Genomic DNA, 15205 nt, shown 5'->3' on the forward strand with positions numbered 1-15205 from the left:
CTCTTTTCCAATGTTCTGTTACGCCTAAATAAATAGGTGGAATAAATCTTGATCTTTATTCACTTCAACATAATGGAATCCTTTTTTATTCATCCGTTCAATGAGCGCCGCATAGTCATCTCTTTCTTTCAATTCGATGCCAACAAGCGCGGGCCCTTTGCTTCGGTTATTCTTTTTCGTATATTCAAAGCGGGAGATATCATCATTTGGCCCTAATACTTCATCTAAAAATTCCCGAAGCGCACCTGCTCTTTGCGGAAAATTGACAATGAAATAATGTTGAAGCCCTTCATAGATCATCGACCGTTCTTTGATTTCCTGCATTCTGCCAATATCATTATTTCCTCCACTGACAATACAGACAACATTTTTCCCTTTAATCTCCTCGCGATGGGCATCCAGCGCTGCGATCGGAAGTGCGCCTGCCGGCTCTGCTACAATCGCACATTGATTATAAAGCTCTAAAATGGTTGTACATACTTTCCCCTCAGGTACAAGACTAATTTTATCGACAACAGACTGTAACGATGTAAACGTCTTTTCGCCAATCCGCTGAACCGCTGCTCCGTCTACAAACTTATCAATGGAATCAAGTGTCACAACCTTGCCCTTTTCATGAGAGGCATGGAGTGAAGCTGCGCCAAGTGGTTCGACGGCAATGATTTCGGTTTCTGGGGCGATATTTTTGATATATGTACCAACTCCAGATAACAGACCTCCACCTCCAACACTTGCAAATAAAAAGTGAGGCTCCACTTCGATATCATTTAATATTTCTACAGCAGTCGTTCCTTGTCCTGCCATCACATCTAGATCATCAAACGGATGGATAAACTCACGCTTTTCTTCATCTCCGCATTTAACTGCTTCATGATATGAATCATCAAACGTATCTCCGGTTAAGATAATTTCAACATATTCTTTTCCGAAAAGCTCTACTTGAGATACTTTTTGCCTTGGTGTCGTAGCAGGCATAAAGATTTTTCCGTGGATACCTAGATATTTACAAGAATAGGCAACACCTTGTGCGTGATTTCCTGCACTTGCGCAGACAATGCCGTTTTTTAGTTTATCTTTTGGAAGCTGGCTCATTTTATTAAAAGCGCCTCTTAATTTAAAGGAACGAACTACTTGCAGATCCTCTCTTTTTAAGTAGACATTACATTCATATCGTTCAGAAAGTCGCTCATTTTTTTGAAGAGGTGTATGAATGACTACATCCTTCAAATTTTGATGGGCCTTTAAAATGTCTTTCACTTGAATTAGCGTGTTTTCTTTGAGCAACGGTTTCATGTACAAGATCCTTTCTCTTTAACCTTATTTAATTTGTCATTATAACATGAATATTCAAAAAATAAACCAATAGATCATAGATCAAGCATAAATTTCATAAACTTTTTCGTTTCTCTGTACATTTGGTTTTATTGGGTGTTACAATAGAACCAATTAGAACCATAAAGAAAGGAATCACCCGATGACCACACATTCGTTTACATCTATATATGGAGAGCATCAAGAAATGAAGCGTGCCATTCACCTGGCAAAGCAATTCACAAAGCACGAGCAGCCTGTCTTGATCACAGGAGACATTGGCACAGGCAAAACACGATTTGCCCATGAAATTGCTCATGCATCGGCTTCAAACGCTTCACTGACACATCTATATTGCCCCATCTTAGATGAAGATACCTTGCAGAAAGCCTTCACGGAAAAGACCCGTCAAATCCTTTATTTAGACGAAATCGCCGCATTAAGTATTCCTATGCAGCATCAGGTTGTTCGTTTTCTAGAAACATCTCCTGCAACAAAAATCATTGCCACTTCGTCTTTATCAATAGAGGCATTGAGGGTTTCATCTACCTTTTTACCTGAGCTGTTTTATCGCTTAAATGTTTTCCATTTGCCCTTACCGTCATTAGCAGATCGAAAAACTGACATTCCTGTGTTAACAACTGCTTTCTTTCAGGAGCTGAGCATGGCGCCTGATATTGATCCAAGTGTTTGGGAAACCTTGCAGGAGTATCCGTTTGAAGGAAACGTACAGGAACTCAAAAATATCGTTCATTATGCTGCAGTCATTCTCGAGGGGCAAACGGTATTTTTACACCACCTGCCGCCTTTTGTGTTAACCCCTCTTTCGCCGGAGGTAAAAGGAAAAAAGGAAGATCATCAGCTCACACTAATGGAAAAACAAGAGTTTGTTTTCCTGCTAGAAGCCATTAAATCTCTCAATGAGAAAGGTGAAGCAGCCAGCAGACGCATCTTGTCTGAATTAAGCAAGCAAGGCGACATCCCGCTGACCCCTCAGCAGGTGAGGAGCCGATTAGATGATCTTGAGAAAAAAGCATACGTGACGAAAGGAAAAGGCAGGGCCGGCACAAAGATTACACTTGAAGGTCTTTCATTCCTGAAGTCACTTGATGGTTATATACCGGTTCAATAAAAGGAGGACATCCATTGTTTACTGTAAAAGAAGAAATTGCAAACGCCATTACACATGGCATTGGCGTTATTTTATCCATACCAGCCATTGTTTTTCTCGTGTTATTCGCTGTTCAATACGGCACTATCACAGAGATCGTGAGCTTTTCAATATTTGGGGCATCCATGCTGCTGCTCTATTTAAGCTCGACCTTGCTTCATAGCATTCGGCACAAAAAAACAAAAGATGTATTTGAAATCCTCGACCACTCGGCTATTTATGTATTGATCGCTGGTACCTATACGCCCTTTTTACTCGGACCATTAAAAGGCGCACTCGGCTATACGCTTCTTGCAATTGTATGGGCTCTTGCTGCTGGCGGTATTGTCTTTAAAATCTTTTTCGTCAAACGGTTTATCATTGTGTCCACCCTCGTTTATTTATTAATGGGCTGGATGATTATCATTGCCATCAAACCACTTTACATTGGATTAACGGGCGCAGGATTTGGCCTCTTGCTGTTAGGCGGTCTATTGTATTCAGTCGGAACCATCTTTTATATTTGGCGGAAAATCCCCTATCATCATGCCATTTGGCACAGCTTTGTTCTCGGCGGCAGTGCATCAATGTTCTTCTGCATTCTCTTCTACTGTGTGAACATTCCTGCTGCATGAAAAAAACCAGCATCCGAAAGTGGATGCTGGTTTTTCTATGCGCGCTTTTGGGCGTAATCGCTCATCATGACAGGTGCTTTAATATGAATATCAACATTAACAGGGCGCAGCCTTTTCACGACTTTCCCAGTTAATAGACGATCCGTTCCACTTGTTTCAACCGGTACAAGCGGACAATCACAATCTTCAGCAAGTGCCTCTGCCATGTGACGATATGATTCTGAAAGCAATACACTCTGCCCCGATAAGATTCTTTCCTTTGCTTCTTCTAATAAGGCATCATCAGATTGATTCTGATGAATAACCGCCATCTTCTTCAGCCATTGTTTTAAAATGGGATATCGAAAAAGATTCGGCTTTGCCATGAAAGCAAATGGTTTTTCAAGGTGACCAATCAATAATGTGGTTGTGACTGGATTCAGTGCCTGTGTGATATAAATAACGGGTCCATCTGGCAGCTTCTTTTGCTGGTGAATGGTCATAACTGATCCTGACTGGTCAATACATCCTCGGGCAAACCTTTTTGCATGCTCATGAATGAGATGCATTCGTTTCGTATAGGAAATGCGTGGATCAGTTAATTCATGGGCATGCAAATGCCTCATACTTTTAAAAAAGGATACAACAACATAAAGCGTTAAAAACCAATAACGAAACAACCGTACTCCTCCTACTCATTTATCCTTTTTTATCATATACGACAAATTCATAATTGTAGGGGTTCTTTTCGTCACGATGGCCTTTTTTGCGTGATACAACCGTCCATTCGTTTTCATTGTAATCAGGAAAGTAGCGGTCTCCTTCAAACGCATGGTGAATATGCGTGATATATAGACGATCCGCATATGGCATCATTTCTTCATACAGCTTAGACCCGCCGATGATAAATAACTCGGTCTCGCTTTCCCCAATTGCCAAAATATCGGCAATGGAATGGACAACCTCGCATCCTTCTGCTTCAAAAGAAGAACTTGTTGTGAGCACGATATTTCGGCGGTTAGGCAGCGCTCGTCCAATGGATTCAAACGTTTTTCTGCCCATGACAATCGTATGGCCGCCTGTGACCTTCTTAAAATACGCTAAATCAGCTGGTAAATGCCAAGGCATTTGATTATCTTGACCAATGACTCTGTCTTTTCCTGTCGCCACAATCATCGAAATCATACACTGACTTCTCCTTTAATATGCGGATGCGGATCATAGTTCTCAAGTACAAAATCATCGAACGTGAAATCGAAAATGCTCTTCACATCTCTTGAGATGCGAAGCTGCGGAAGCGTGCGTTCCTCGCGCTCTAGCTGCATTTTCACCTGCGGAAGATGATTCTGATAAATATGTGCATCTCCTAGCGTATGAACAAACTCTCCTGGCTCAAGATTTGTGACTTTGGCAATCATCATCGTGAGAAGAGCATATGAAGCAATATTAAATGGCACGCCTAAAAAGATATCTGCCGATCTTTGATAAAGCTGGCAAGAAAGCTTCCCGTTTGATACGTAAAATTGAAACAGACAATGACATGGTGGCAGTGCCATTTGATCAATTTCAGCCGGGTTCCAAGCGCTGACGATCAGTCTTCTTGAATTCGGATTATGCTCGATATCGTGGATCAGCTTTGTGATCTGATCCACTGTCTCACCGTCCCCACTAGCCCAAGATCGCCACTGAGCTCCGTATACACGGCCCAGTTCGCCATTTTCATCTGCCCATTCGTTCCAAATACGGACACCATTTTCCTGAAGATATTTGACATTTGTATCACCTTTTAAAAACCACAGTAACTCATGAATAATTGATTTCAGGTGCAATTTCTTTGTTGTTAACAGCGGAAATCCTTCCTGCAAATCAAATCTCATCTGGTAACCGAACGTGCTGATTGTACCTGTTCCCGTTCTGTCACCTTTTTCATCCCCGTGCTGTAATACATGACGGCATAACTCTTTGTATTGTTTCATTTTTTTCATCCTTTATTTATGTTCTTGTTGTAGTTTACCTTATTTCCGCTTTTGTTTAAACACCAAAAAAACATGCCTGCATAATCATGAGCAGACATGTTTTTCTTTTATACTTGATTCACTCGATCCTGCTCTTCATCCTTAATATCTTGGTGTGAGTGAGCAATACGGCTAGCTGCTGCTGCGGCAAGCGCGGCGACAAGATCATCAAGGAAGGTATGCACTTCACCTGGACGACCTTCATCTAATTCCTTGATAATACCAAATTTCTCTTTATCTAAATAACCGAAGTTGGTCAAGCCGATTGATCCATATACATTGACAATGGAAAGCGGAATAATCTCATCAATTCCATATAGCGGCTCATCTGTTTCAACTAAGTGCTGTAAAGGTTCTGGCAACAGCTTTTTTTCTGCCAGCTGATCAAGGGCAAGTCCTGTTAAAACCGCATGGACAATTTCCCTTTTATTCAACACTTTTTCAACATTTTCAATACAGACACTAAGTGGAAGGTTTGGATGATATTTTTCTTGAAGCTTTAGCACAATGTGTGCAATATCTTCAATTTTCACTCCGCGTTCGTTTAACATTCGTTTTGTAATCTGCACCATTTCGTTCATTGTATACTTTTTCAATTGGCATGACATCTCCTTCTAGTGGCTCATCCAGCTCGGCGGGGTGTTTTTGTCCCAGTAAATATTACCGAGTTCATGATGCGTCTGGAATCCATCTTCTGCTGTATGGTAGTGAAAGTTAAACCAATATCCGCTGTGTGGCGGCTGATCTCTTCTCACATGAAAACGGAGCAAATCTTCTCCAGTCTTCCGGTTGTAGATGTGAAAGATTTTTTCGCCATTTCCGCTTGAAGGCTGATCAGTTAACACAACATCTTGAAATTTTTCGTCATCTTTGAAATTTGTTAAAACATCGGTTAACACTTGTTCAATTTTCGGTTGAATCTCTTCTCTGTACTCGTCTTCAATGACAGGTGTGATTTTACGGCCGAATTTGAGAAATGACTGATTTTCTGCACTTGATAGAACCTCTTCCTTATATTGCTCAAAGGGGTCTACCTGCTCTTTGCTTGCCTCTTGCGATCGTTCCCAGCCTGATGTATCATAAACCGCTGTATAAGGCGTTTTATCAGGTGAAGAAAGTTCAGATGGCTTGTCTGTCATCAAAGCCGACGGAGGAGAGACCAAACCAAAAGTTGCAATGGTAAAGAGCGCAACAAGCGTTTTTCTCATCCACATCTTCATGATATCTAATTCCTTCCATAAGTTATCATACTGCTATTCTAGCATATAATGAATTTTCAGTCATTCAATTTGGTCACTGATTTGAGACTTTCTTTTTCATAATAAAACGTTTACAATGACAGTAATGGCAACTAAAATTTGGGAGGAATGGGTATGCTTGAAGGCTTTTTCGTCACAGCTTCCTTGCTGACACTGTTTTATTTTGTCTATATGGAGATTACGGATTAAAAGCCCTTAGAGAGGGCTTTTCAGATTGTTGACAAAGGGCTAAAATGATCTTGATTTTAGCCCTTTGTCTTCTTTTCAGCGTGATAGAAAACCTTTGAAGTCTAGGAAGGACGAGTACTGGCGCGGAGCGAATTTGACATTCGTGAGCACCAGCACGCAGGACTGACACCGAATGCGAGGGTTTGTCTACACGCTGAAAAGCCCTTAGAGAGGGCTTTTTTCTTTCTCGATATACCCATAATGAAATTGGGCTGTTTTTCGTTTGATGACGTGAAATTGGTAAGAGTCCGCTGTAAATCGTGTGCTTTTCCAATGATCTTTTAACACCACTCTTTTTCTTGCCACCCTTAATGCTTCTTGCACGGCTGCTTCGTGATCAAAGTCGTGCTCTGCCGCATGACGTAGCGGCGCTATACTTGTAGATTCTTGGATCGTTTCCTCAAACATCGGATCAAAATAGACGATATCAAATGAACAGTCAGGATACTTCTTTAGCTGCTCGATACTGTCTCCACTGATAACAGAAATCCGTTTCATCGCTTCATCAGCTTCCTCTATCCCCGTCTCCCATGTATTCAGTCCTTCTTTCACTAGTAACGCCGTAATGGGATTCTTTTCAATACCGACGACCTGTCCATTCCTGCCTGTCGCACAGCTTGCAGTAATCGCATCAGACCCTAAGCCAAGTGTGCAATCTAAAAAGGAATCGCCCGGCTTTAGCTGTGCTGCTTCAATTAAAGGATCCTTTTCTTCGCGCAAGAGCCGCTTCAACCTGAACATAGCTGAGCTTGGATGAAAGAAGAACTTTTCACCATTTGGCTGATACCATTCAAATCTTTCCTTTCCAACAACAAGGACATCTCCTCGTTTCATCGCAAGCTGCTTGACAGATTGTTTGCGTCTTTCTACATACTCACCATGTAAATCTTCTGCAAGAGCCTTCGCTGTTTCAATCGTTTGTTCATTTGCTCTAAAGCTTGTTGTAATGAGCATATCGTTCCTCCATCATGATCAAGAAAAAATGCCCTGATCTAGTTACAGGGCATTTCAACACGTGTATTAGCAATGTTTTTCAAATGCAGTTAAGACATTTTTCATGATATCTTCCATTTCATGACCTTCAATTTCGTCACGCGGGATAAAATGAACGAGTTCATTTCCTTTTAAAAGGGCCATAGAAGGAGATGATGGCTCTTCACCAGTGAAGTATTCTCTCATTTTTGCCGTTGCTTCCCGGTCCTGCCCAGCAAATACTGTGACGATTTTGTCTGGCGCTTTTGCTGCCTTCATCACAGCTTGAGTCGCTGCTGGGCGTGCTAAGCCGGCAGCACAGCCGCATACAGAATTAACAACAACAAATGTTGTTCCTTCAGCCTCTTGCATCGTTTGTTCTACTTCTTCTTCCGTCGTCAGTTCTTGGAATCCTGCACTTGTCAGCTCTTGGCGCATTGGCACAACGAGCTGGCGCATATATTCTTCATATGCCATTGACATAAAAAAGCCCCCTCTAAAATCCTTATGTTGTGAATAAAGGATACTATAGAGAGAGCCAATTTTCAAATGTTCTATTTCAGATTAAATTTTCATGATTCCGCCTGTGTTGGCTGATGTCACAAGTTTTGAATATCTGGCAAGATAGCCCGTTTTCACTTTTGGCTCAAAGCCTTTCCAGTTCGCTTTTCGTTTTTCCCATTCTTCCTCTGGAACCTCTACGCTTAAAATGCGCTGCTCAATATCAACCACGACATGGTCACCATTTTCAACAAAGGCAAGCGGGCCGCCTTCAGCTGCTTCAGGAGAGACGTGTCCGATAGACAAGCCGCGAGAAGCGCCGGAAAAACGTCCGTCCGTAATTAAAGCAACCTTTGGTCCAAGACCCATCCCGACAATTTGTGAAGTAGGAGCAAGCATTTCTGGCATACCAGGTCCGCCTTTAGGTCCTTCATAGCGAATGATGACAACATGTCCTGCTTCTACTTTTCTATTAATGATGCCTTCAAGAGCTTCTTCTTGGGATTCAAATACGATCGCAGGTCCTTCGTGACGTGTGATCCCATCTTGTACTCCGCCCGTTTTAATGATGGCTCCATCTGGCGCAAGGTTTCCAAATAAAACCGCTAAGCCGCCCTTTTCAGTAAATGGCTTGTCGATTGGATAAATGACGTTATAGTCTTTAACCTCGTGACCTGCAATGTTCTCACCCATCGTTTTCGCTGTGACGGTCATTGTATCTAAATGAAGGGCGCCTTCTTTTTTGGACAATTCATTTAGCGCAGCTGTGACACCGCCTGCTTCATGTAAATCCTCAATATAAACATCCGAAGCTGGAGCAAGTTTTGATAAATGAGGCACACGCTCTGCTACTTCATTGATGCGTTCAAGTGAATATTCAACACCTGCTTCATTTGCGATCGCCAGTGTGTGAAGAACTGTATTCGTTGAACCACCAAGTGCCATATCTAATGCAAATGCGTTATCAATTGCTTTCTCAGTCACAATATCACGTGGTTTAATATCCTTTTTAATGAGCTCCATTAGTTGTTTTGCTGACTTTTTCGCAAATTCTCTTCGCTCTGGTGATGTCGCCAAAATCGTTCCATTTCCAGGAAGAGCAATTCCAAGTGCCTCTGCTAAACAGTTCATTGAGTTTGCTGTAAACATACCTGAACAAGATCCGCAGGTCGGACAGCCAAACTGTTCTAATTCATTTAATTCCTCTTCGTTAATTTTACCTGACTGGTAAGCACCGACGCCTTCAAATACAGAAGAAAGGGAAATCTTTCTGCCATCACTTGTTCTACCCGCTTCCATCGGTCCACCGCTGACAAAGACCGTCGGAATATTGACACGCATTGCTGCCATCATCATCCCCGGTGTAATTTTATCGCAGTTAGGAATACAAACCATTCCATCAAACCAGTGAGCAGATACAACGGTTTCGACAGAGTCAGCAATGATTTCACGGCTTGGTAGTGAATATCTCATCCCGATATGGCCCATCGCAATTCCATCATCGACCCCAATCGTATTAAATTCAAATGGGACCCCGCCAGCTTCACGAATGGCTTCTTTCACAATCTTTCCGAATTCCTGAAGATGGACATGTCCTGGGACAATATCAATATAGGAATTACAAACAGCAATAAATGGCTTGCCGAAGTCCTCATCCTTTACCCCCGCTGCTCTTAGTAAGCTTCGGTGAGGTGCTCTGTCAATTCCTTGTTTAATCATATTACTACGAAGTTCTGCCATCTGTTTAAAAAGCCTCCTATACTACAAGTCTTGTTGACTGTATGATTTTGAGTTGATTTTATTTTACAAATTTTCTGTTTATTTAGCCACCGATGAATGACCGATGACCAGCATGGCTGCTGAAGCTAGTGTTCAGCATGGCTGCTGAAGCTAGTGTTCAGCATGGTTCGTGTCATAAAATCTGACCTCCAATATTCTATATTGGTACTACTATATAGAGTTTTTTCGTATATTTCAACAATATTCAAAATAATTTTTCTAAAAAAATTTTTCTGTCTATGATTTTAGAAAAACAAGCTACCTATCATTGGCAGCTTGCTCATAAGTCTCATCATTCTGATGCATTTTTTCTACTTTCTGTCATTTGCTTCCATACTGAGCCTTTCGCTTCTTCTCCGTGCTCAATGCGCTCAATCGCCATTTTCACTTGAAGGCTGACTTCAAATTCAGGGTCTTGCTCAGCTTCTTTTAATGCGTCAAGTGCTGTTTCGTCACCTTCTTCATAAAGAAACATCGCTGCACGCCAGCGAACAAGTTTACTTGGATCCTTTAATGATTCGATCATTGCTTCTATAGCACTCGGGTCACCAAGGTCTGAAATGCAGTCTCCAGCGGTTCTGCGGACCGTCACTGTTTTATCTTTAAGCCCTTTATATAAAATAGGCAGAATAGCAGGATCTTCAATCATTCCAGCATTCACAACGGCTTGTCTGCGAATCGATGTTTTAGGGTCCTCCATTGCTTTCATTAAAACAGGTATATCCTTTTGCTCTGGCTGCATTTGCTCTAAATGGGCAAAACGCTTTTTCCAATCTTCCTCGCGCAGCATTTCTTCTGTCACATCATATGCCTTACGGTTCACCTGTCGATCTACAGCTTCTTGTCCTTCTTTGACTGCCTCTGTTAAGCGGGCTAAACGTTCGTCATCATAGGCTGCTTGGAGCTCTTCTGTCACTTCCTGGCCGATATCTGCAAAGTCACCAAAACGAACGCCATGTTCTTTCCACACACGTTCAAATACGACATTGTCTGAACTGCTTCTGAGCTTTAAAATGGCTGCTTGGAAGCGTTCAGGCATACCAAACCGCTCTTCTCTTTCACCGTCCGTTAATTTGACTTGCATCGGAATCCCATTAAACATTTGGATGAACACTTTGACTTCGCCAAATGTGTCACCGCCAGACTGCGACCCTTCCTGAAGGCCTTCTGTTTCTTGACCAAAGGCTTCTCTGACCTGCTGCAAAATGCCCTGCCAGTCAAACTTTGCATTACGCTCAACCGCTAAGAAATCTGCGACATGATAAACACCTTTTACACCTTCAATGTTCAAAATACGCTTAATCATCTCTGGCGCTTCGTCTTTTTGATCCTTTTTGTAGTTGTTGCTTTTCCCGCCGGCAAGTGCTTCTGTCAAAATGACCTTCATCGTATTTGGACTTGGCGTCGGTTCTATCGCTGTTATTTTCATCTATACATCCTCCTTACACACATAAAGACCCTACTCATCTGTAAGGCCGCATTCTTCTTTCCATGTCTTGATAAATAGGCTCATCAAATCATGCCGCTCCTCAGCAAGCTGCTTTCCAGAACGAGTGTTCATTAAGTCTTTTAATTTGAGCAGTTTTTCTTCCATATGTTTTAGCACAGAGCCCTGCTGCGTGTCCTTTGTATAGTGGGGTTCCCCTTTTGCGCCTGCATAAGTAAACACCCTCGCAATACCGGTTGCTCCTATCGCATCGAGCCGATCTGCGTCTTGAACAATGGCCCCTTCTAACGTTATTGGTCTATTCTGCTTATGTCGATGACGAAAAGACATCGTTGTAATGATGTCCATGATATAACGAATATCTCGCGTATGAACTTCCCAAGAAAGGAGCTGAAGCTCAAGCTGCTTTGGTGAAAGCTTCCATTCACCCGGCAGCTTTTCATCTATGACATCATGAACAATCGCTGCCATTTCGATCACAAACAGAGAGCCGCCTTCCTGATTAGCAATCTGGCAGGCAAGCTGCCGCACACGATCAATATGAGCCGCATCGTGTCCAGTCGGTTCATATTTCAGCCGATCTGAAACAAAGGAGGCAGCTGCCTCCAATTGTTTTTTCTGCATGACGGTGAGCACCTTATTTGTCCAAAAGAGCGATGATGGAGCTTTCTAATTCTTTTGGTGATGTTTTCGGAGAGAACCGCTCAGTGACTTCTCCGTTTTGATCCACGATAAATTTTGTGAAATTCCATTTCACTGTTTTTGTGCCAAGTACACCTTTTGCATGACTTGTTAAATGTTTGAAGAGCGGGTGCGCGTTGTCACCATTGACATCTACTTTCGCAAACATAGGGAAGGTCACCCCATAATTCAAAGAACAGAATTCTTGAATGGCTTCTTCTCCTTCTGGTTCTTGGTTCATAAATTGGTTACATGGAAATCCTAAAATTTCAAGGCCCTTTTCATGATATTGATCATATAGCTCCTGCAGTTGTTTAAATTGAGGAGTCAGTCCACATTTGCTTGCTGTGTTGACAATAATGAGTACTTTTCCTTTGTAATCTGCCATTGATTTTTCTTGACCGTTAATGGTCTTGACCTGAATATCATAAATTGACATCTCATAGCCTCCTAGGATTCACTTTTTCCTATCGTAACATGCTTCTTTTATAAAATCGCTTTTTATGCTTCCGGTTAAAAGAGTCCTGTCACACTGCCGTCTTCTAATAAATCCATCTCGAGCGCCGCTGGTTTTTTAGGTAATCCAGGCATTGTCAGAATGCTTCCAGTTAAAGCAACAATAAATCCTGCTCCTACAGATGGTTTTAACTCACGAATCGTAATGGTAAAACCCTTAGGTCTCCCAATTAAAGCTGGATCATCTGAAAGTGAATATTGCGTTTTTGCCATACAAACCGGTAAATGCCCCCAGCCGTTTTCCTCGATGGCTGCCAGCTGTTTTCTTGCTTTTGAAGTGAGTGTGACCCCGTCTGCTCCGTAAACCACTTTGGCAACTTTAGATAATTTTTCTTCGATGGAATCATGCTCTTCATACAAATAGGAAAAGCTGTTCTTCTTCTTTTCAATAAGTGTTGCGAGTTCTTCGGCAAGTGCTGTCCCGCCTTCGCCTCCTTCTTCCCATACATTCACAGCTTGGACTGGGTGGCCATGTGCGTGGCACCAATCTTCTATCGCTTGAATCTCTTCTTTTGTATCACTGATAAATCTGTTAACTGCGACAATGTACGGAAGACCGAAAGCTTGGACGGTTTCAATATGCTTTTCTAAATTATGTATACCTTTTAATACAGCTTGTGCATTTTCTTCTTTGAGTTCTGTTTTCTTCATTCCGCCATGCATCTTTAATGCTCTGACAGTCGCCACAATGACAACTGCACCAGGCTTGAAATCACCAGCTCTTGTTTTAATGTGCAGGAACTTTTCTGCTCCAAGATCTGCTCCAAATCCAGCTTCTGTTACGACATAATCGGCTAATTTCGCCGCCATTTTAGTTGCAATTAAACTATTACATCCATGCGCAATATTGGCAAAAGGACCGCCATGAACGAGGGCCGGAGTTCCTTCAATCGTTTGTACAAGATTCGGTTTGAGTGCGTCTTTTAAAAGTAACGTCAGAACACCTTCATATCCAAGTGCACCAACAGTGACTGGCTCCCCATCTTGATTATAGGCAACAACAATAGAAGAAAGACGTTTTTTCAAGTCGGTTAAGTCTTCTGCTAAACAAAGGATGGCCATCATTTCGGAGGCAACCGTGATGTCAAACCCGTCTTCTCTAGGATACCCATTTACCTGTCCACCAAGTCCGACAACGACCTGTCTTAAAGCACGATCGTTTAAATCAAGCACTCGCTTCCATACAATGCGGCGCGCATCGATGCCAAGTTCATTTCCGTGATGGATATGGTTATCAATGAACGCAGATAAGGCATTATGTGCAGAAGTAATGGCATGAAAATCTCCTGTAAAATGAAGATTGATTTCTTCCATTGGTAGCACCTGTGAATATCCTCCACCTGCTGCACCGCCTTTTATACCCATTGTAGGACCTAATGAAGGCTCTCGCATTGCTATGATTGCTTTTTTCCCTATTTTTTCGAAGGCTTGACCGAGCCCGACTGTGACGGTGGACTTCCCTTCACCTGCTGGCGTTGGATTGATCGATGTGACAAGGATCACATGTCCTTCTTTTTGTTCTTTTAAACGGTCAAAAATAGTCAAAGATATTTTCGCTTTTGTGAAACCATAGCATTCTAATTCTTCGTCATGTATTTGCAGCTTTGCTGCGATGTCTTGAATAGGTCTCAGCTTTGCCTTTTGGGCGATGTCAATATCTGATAAATGCTTTGTGATCATAAATAAACGGCCTCCTTTTTTTCGAGAAACAGCTTTGTTTTTGCTCTGTTTTTCATTGTAACATAATTGAAACATTGAAATATCGCCAGAAAGTTCCTATAATGAAATGAAATTATCTTTGGTTCAGGGGGTGGCGAGTTGCCTATTAACATACCAGTTCATCTGCCGGCAAAACAAATACTAGAGAGCGAAAACATTTTCGTCATGGATGAGACAAGGGCATTCAAGCAAGATATCCGTCCTTTGAATATCGTGATCTTAAATTTAATGCCAAAAAAAATACAAACTGAAACGCAGCTGCTAAGAATGCTCGGAAATTCTCCTTTGCAAGTGTACTTTACGTTTTTGATTCCAAGTACGCATACACCGAAGAATACGTCGAGAGAGCATCTAGATGAATTTTATACGACCTTTGAATCGATTCGCCATAAGAAATTTGATGGAATGATCATCACCGGCGCACCAATTGAGCATTTAGCTTTTGAAGAAGTATCCTATTGGAAAGAGCTGCAGGACATTTTGGACTGGAGTAAAACGAATGTGACGTCTACTCTTCACATTTGCTGGGGTGCACAGGCAGGCCTATATCACCATTATGGTATTGAGAAAATCAAGCTTGCTGAGAAAAAATTTGGGGTATTTGAGCATCTTGTGAAAGAGAAAAAAGAAAGATTAGTCAGAGGTTTCGATGAAGTATACTATGTCCCACATTCGAGGCATACAGATATTAATACACAACAATTAAAAAACACGCCGAATTTGAAAGTATTGAGTGTCTCTGAAGAAGCGGGTGTTTGTTTAATTGTTTCAGATGATGATAAACAAGTATTTTTAACTGGACATCCTGAATATGATACGGACACATTGAAGCAGGAATATGAAAGAGATTTGTTGAAGGATGATACAGTCCAAAAACCTGTCCACTATTTTATAGAAGATGGTGACACATTAGTCCCAGTGAATCGATGGAAAGCCCATGCCACTTTACTGTTTATGAACTGGCTCAATTATTATGTTTATCAAGAAACACCATACGTTTGGGAATAAAATAG

Annotated in this window: 16 protein-coding genes; 3 read left to right on the forward strand and 13 right to left on the reverse strand. The window is 41.8% G+C overall.

The window, feature by feature from the left end; translation table 11 throughout:
- Window positions 1-24: 24 nt before the first annotated feature.
- Window positions 25-1293: a threonine ammonia-lyase IlvA gene (gene ilvA / locus MKZ05_RS09840; RefSeq protein ID WP_003215464.1), complete on the reverse strand. Its 1269-nt coding sequence runs from the start codon at window positions 1291-1293 to the stop codon at window positions 25-27.
- A 181-nt stretch (window positions 1294-1474) separates the two neighbouring features.
- On the opposite strand from ilvA, the gene MKZ05_RS09845 reads away from it, so the two are divergent.
- Window positions 1475-2443, forward strand: a complete 969-nt coding sequence (locus tag MKZ05_RS09845; RefSeq protein ID WP_284907212.1) for a sigma 54-interacting transcriptional regulator — start codon at window positions 1475-1477, stop codon at window positions 2441-2443.
- Window positions 2444-2457: 14 nt separating this feature from the next.
- Window positions 2458-3096: a hemolysin III family protein gene (locus MKZ05_RS09850; protein ID WP_003215766.1), complete on the forward strand. Its 639-nt coding sequence runs from the start codon at window positions 2458-2460 to the stop codon at window positions 3094-3096.
- 35 nt (window positions 3097-3131) lie between these two features.
- Here MKZ05_RS09850 and MKZ05_RS09855 read toward each other — a convergent pair whose 3' ends face one another.
- From MKZ05_RS09855 to MKZ05_RS09910, 12 genes are all read right to left on the reverse strand, one after another.
- Window positions 3132-3755, reverse strand: coding sequence for a 1-acyl-sn-glycerol-3-phosphate acyltransferase (locus MKZ05_RS09855; protein ID WP_212045986.1), 624 nt, complete (start codon window positions 3753-3755; stop codon window positions 3132-3134).
- Window positions 3756-3774: 19 nt separating this feature from the next.
- Window positions 3775-4260, reverse strand: coding sequence for a dihydrofolate reductase (locus tag MKZ05_RS09860; RefSeq protein ID WP_003215564.1), 486 nt, complete (start codon window positions 4258-4260; stop codon window positions 3775-3777).
- Window positions 4257-5051, reverse strand: a complete 795-nt coding sequence (locus tag MKZ05_RS09865; protein ID WP_212045985.1) for a thymidylate synthase — start codon at window positions 5049-5051, stop codon at window positions 4257-4259. The genes MKZ05_RS09860 and MKZ05_RS09865 overlap by 4 nt, the downstream gene beginning before the upstream one ends.
- Before the next feature lie 107 nt (window positions 5052-5158).
- Window positions 5159-5686 (reverse strand): phosphatidylglycerophosphatase A, encoded by a 528-nt coding sequence (locus tag MKZ05_RS09870; RefSeq protein ID WP_003215861.1) that lies wholly within the window; start codon window positions 5684-5686, stop codon window positions 5159-5161.
- An 18-nt stretch (window positions 5687-5704) separates the two neighbouring features.
- Window positions 5705-6310, reverse strand: coding sequence for a YpjP family protein (locus MKZ05_RS09875; RefSeq protein ID WP_003215665.1), 606 nt, complete (start codon window positions 6308-6310; stop codon window positions 5705-5707).
- Window positions 6311-6742: 432 nt separating this feature from the next.
- Window positions 6743-7531, reverse strand: a complete 789-nt coding sequence (locus MKZ05_RS09880; protein WP_339159956.1) for a class I SAM-dependent methyltransferase — start codon at window positions 7529-7531, stop codon at window positions 6743-6745.
- A 66-nt stretch (window positions 7532-7597) separates the two neighbouring features.
- Window positions 7598-8032: a BrxA/BrxB family bacilliredoxin gene (locus MKZ05_RS09885; protein ID WP_106028787.1), complete on the reverse strand. Its 435-nt coding sequence runs from the start codon at window positions 8030-8032 to the stop codon at window positions 7598-7600.
- An 81-nt stretch (window positions 8033-8113) separates the two neighbouring features.
- The gene (gene ilvD, locus MKZ05_RS09890) at window positions 8114-9790 is read right to left on the reverse strand and encodes a dihydroxy-acid dehydratase (protein WP_050943890.1); all 1677 of its coding nucleotides are present in this window, start codon (window positions 9788-9790) and stop codon (window positions 8114-8116) included.
- Window positions 9791-10121: 331 nt separating this feature from the next.
- Window positions 10122-11258: a conserved virulence factor C family protein gene (locus tag MKZ05_RS09895; protein ID WP_003215956.1), complete on the reverse strand. Its 1137-nt coding sequence runs from the start codon at window positions 11256-11258 to the stop codon at window positions 10122-10124.
- A 30-nt stretch (window positions 11259-11288) separates the two neighbouring features.
- The gene (locus MKZ05_RS09900) at window positions 11289-11900 is read right to left on the reverse strand and encodes an HD domain-containing protein (protein WP_137055071.1); all 612 of its coding nucleotides are present in this window, start codon (window positions 11898-11900) and stop codon (window positions 11289-11291) included.
- Between the two features lie 13 nt (window positions 11901-11913).
- Window positions 11914-12396, reverse strand: a complete 483-nt coding sequence (locus MKZ05_RS09905) for a glutathione peroxidase (protein ID WP_003216059.1) — start codon at window positions 12394-12396, stop codon at window positions 11914-11916.
- Window positions 12397-12470: 74 nt separating this feature from the next.
- The gene (locus MKZ05_RS09910) at window positions 12471-14153 is read right to left on the reverse strand and encodes a formate--tetrahydrofolate ligase (RefSeq protein WP_137055070.1); all 1683 of its coding nucleotides are present in this window, start codon (window positions 14151-14153) and stop codon (window positions 12471-12473) included.
- A gap of 138 nt (window positions 14154-14291) precedes the next feature.
- Between MKZ05_RS09910 and metA the strand changes: the two genes are divergently transcribed.
- Window positions 14292-15200: a homoserine O-succinyltransferase gene (gene metA, locus MKZ05_RS09915; RefSeq protein ID WP_339159963.1), complete on the forward strand. Its 909-nt coding sequence runs from the start codon at window positions 14292-14294 to the stop codon at window positions 15198-15200.
- The last annotated feature ends 5 nt before the right edge of the window (window positions 15201-15205 follow it).

The sequence above is a fragment of the Bacillus sp. FSL M8-0277 genome, from assembly GCF_037975305.1.
GTDB classification, from domain to species: Bacteria; Bacillota; Bacilli; order Bacillales; family Bacillaceae; genus Bacillus; species Bacillus pumilus.

Coding starts and splice junctions, on each gene's coding strand:
- ilvA (WP_003215464.1), bottom strand. CDS start 1,293: ATGAAACCGTTGCTCAAAGAAAACACGCTAATTCAAGTGAAAGACATT.
- MKZ05_RS09845 (WP_284907212.1), top strand. CDS start 1,475: ATGACCACACATTCGTTTACATCTATATATGGAGAGCATCAAGAAATG.
- MKZ05_RS09860 (WP_003215564.1), bottom strand. CDS start 4,260: ATGATTTCGATGATTGTGGCGACAGGAAAAGACAGAGTCATTGGTCAA.
- MKZ05_RS09865 (WP_212045985.1), bottom strand. CDS start 5,051: ATGAAACAATACAAAGAGTTATGCCGTCATGTATTACAGCACGGGGAT.
- MKZ05_RS09875 (WP_003215665.1), bottom strand. CDS start 6,310: ATGAAGATGTGGATGAGAAAAACGCTTGTTGCGCTCTTTACCATTGCA.
- MKZ05_RS09880 (WP_339159956.1), bottom strand. CDS start 7,531: ATGCTCATTACAACAAGCTTTAGAGCAAATGAACAAACGATTGAAACA.
- MKZ05_RS09885 (WP_106028787.1), bottom strand. CDS start 8,032: ATGTCAATGGCATATGAAGAATATATGCGCCAGCTCGTTGTGCCAATG.
- ilvD (WP_050943890.1), bottom strand. CDS start 9,790: ATGGCAGAACTTCGTAGTAATATGATTAAACAAGGAATTGACAGAGCA.
- MKZ05_RS09895 (WP_003215956.1), bottom strand. CDS start 11,258: ATGAAAATAACAGCGATAGAACCGACGCCAAGTCCAAATACGATGAAG.
- MKZ05_RS09900 (WP_137055071.1), bottom strand. CDS start 11,900: ATGCAGAAAAAACAATTGGAGGCAGCTGCCTCCTTTGTTTCAGATCGG.
- MKZ05_RS09905 (WP_003216059.1), bottom strand. CDS start 12,396: ATGTCAATTTATGATATTCAGGTCAAGACCATTAACGGTCAAGAAAAA.
- MKZ05_RS09910 (WP_137055070.1), bottom strand. CDS start 14,153: ATGATCACAAAGCATTTATCAGATATTGACATCGCCCAAAAGGCAAAG.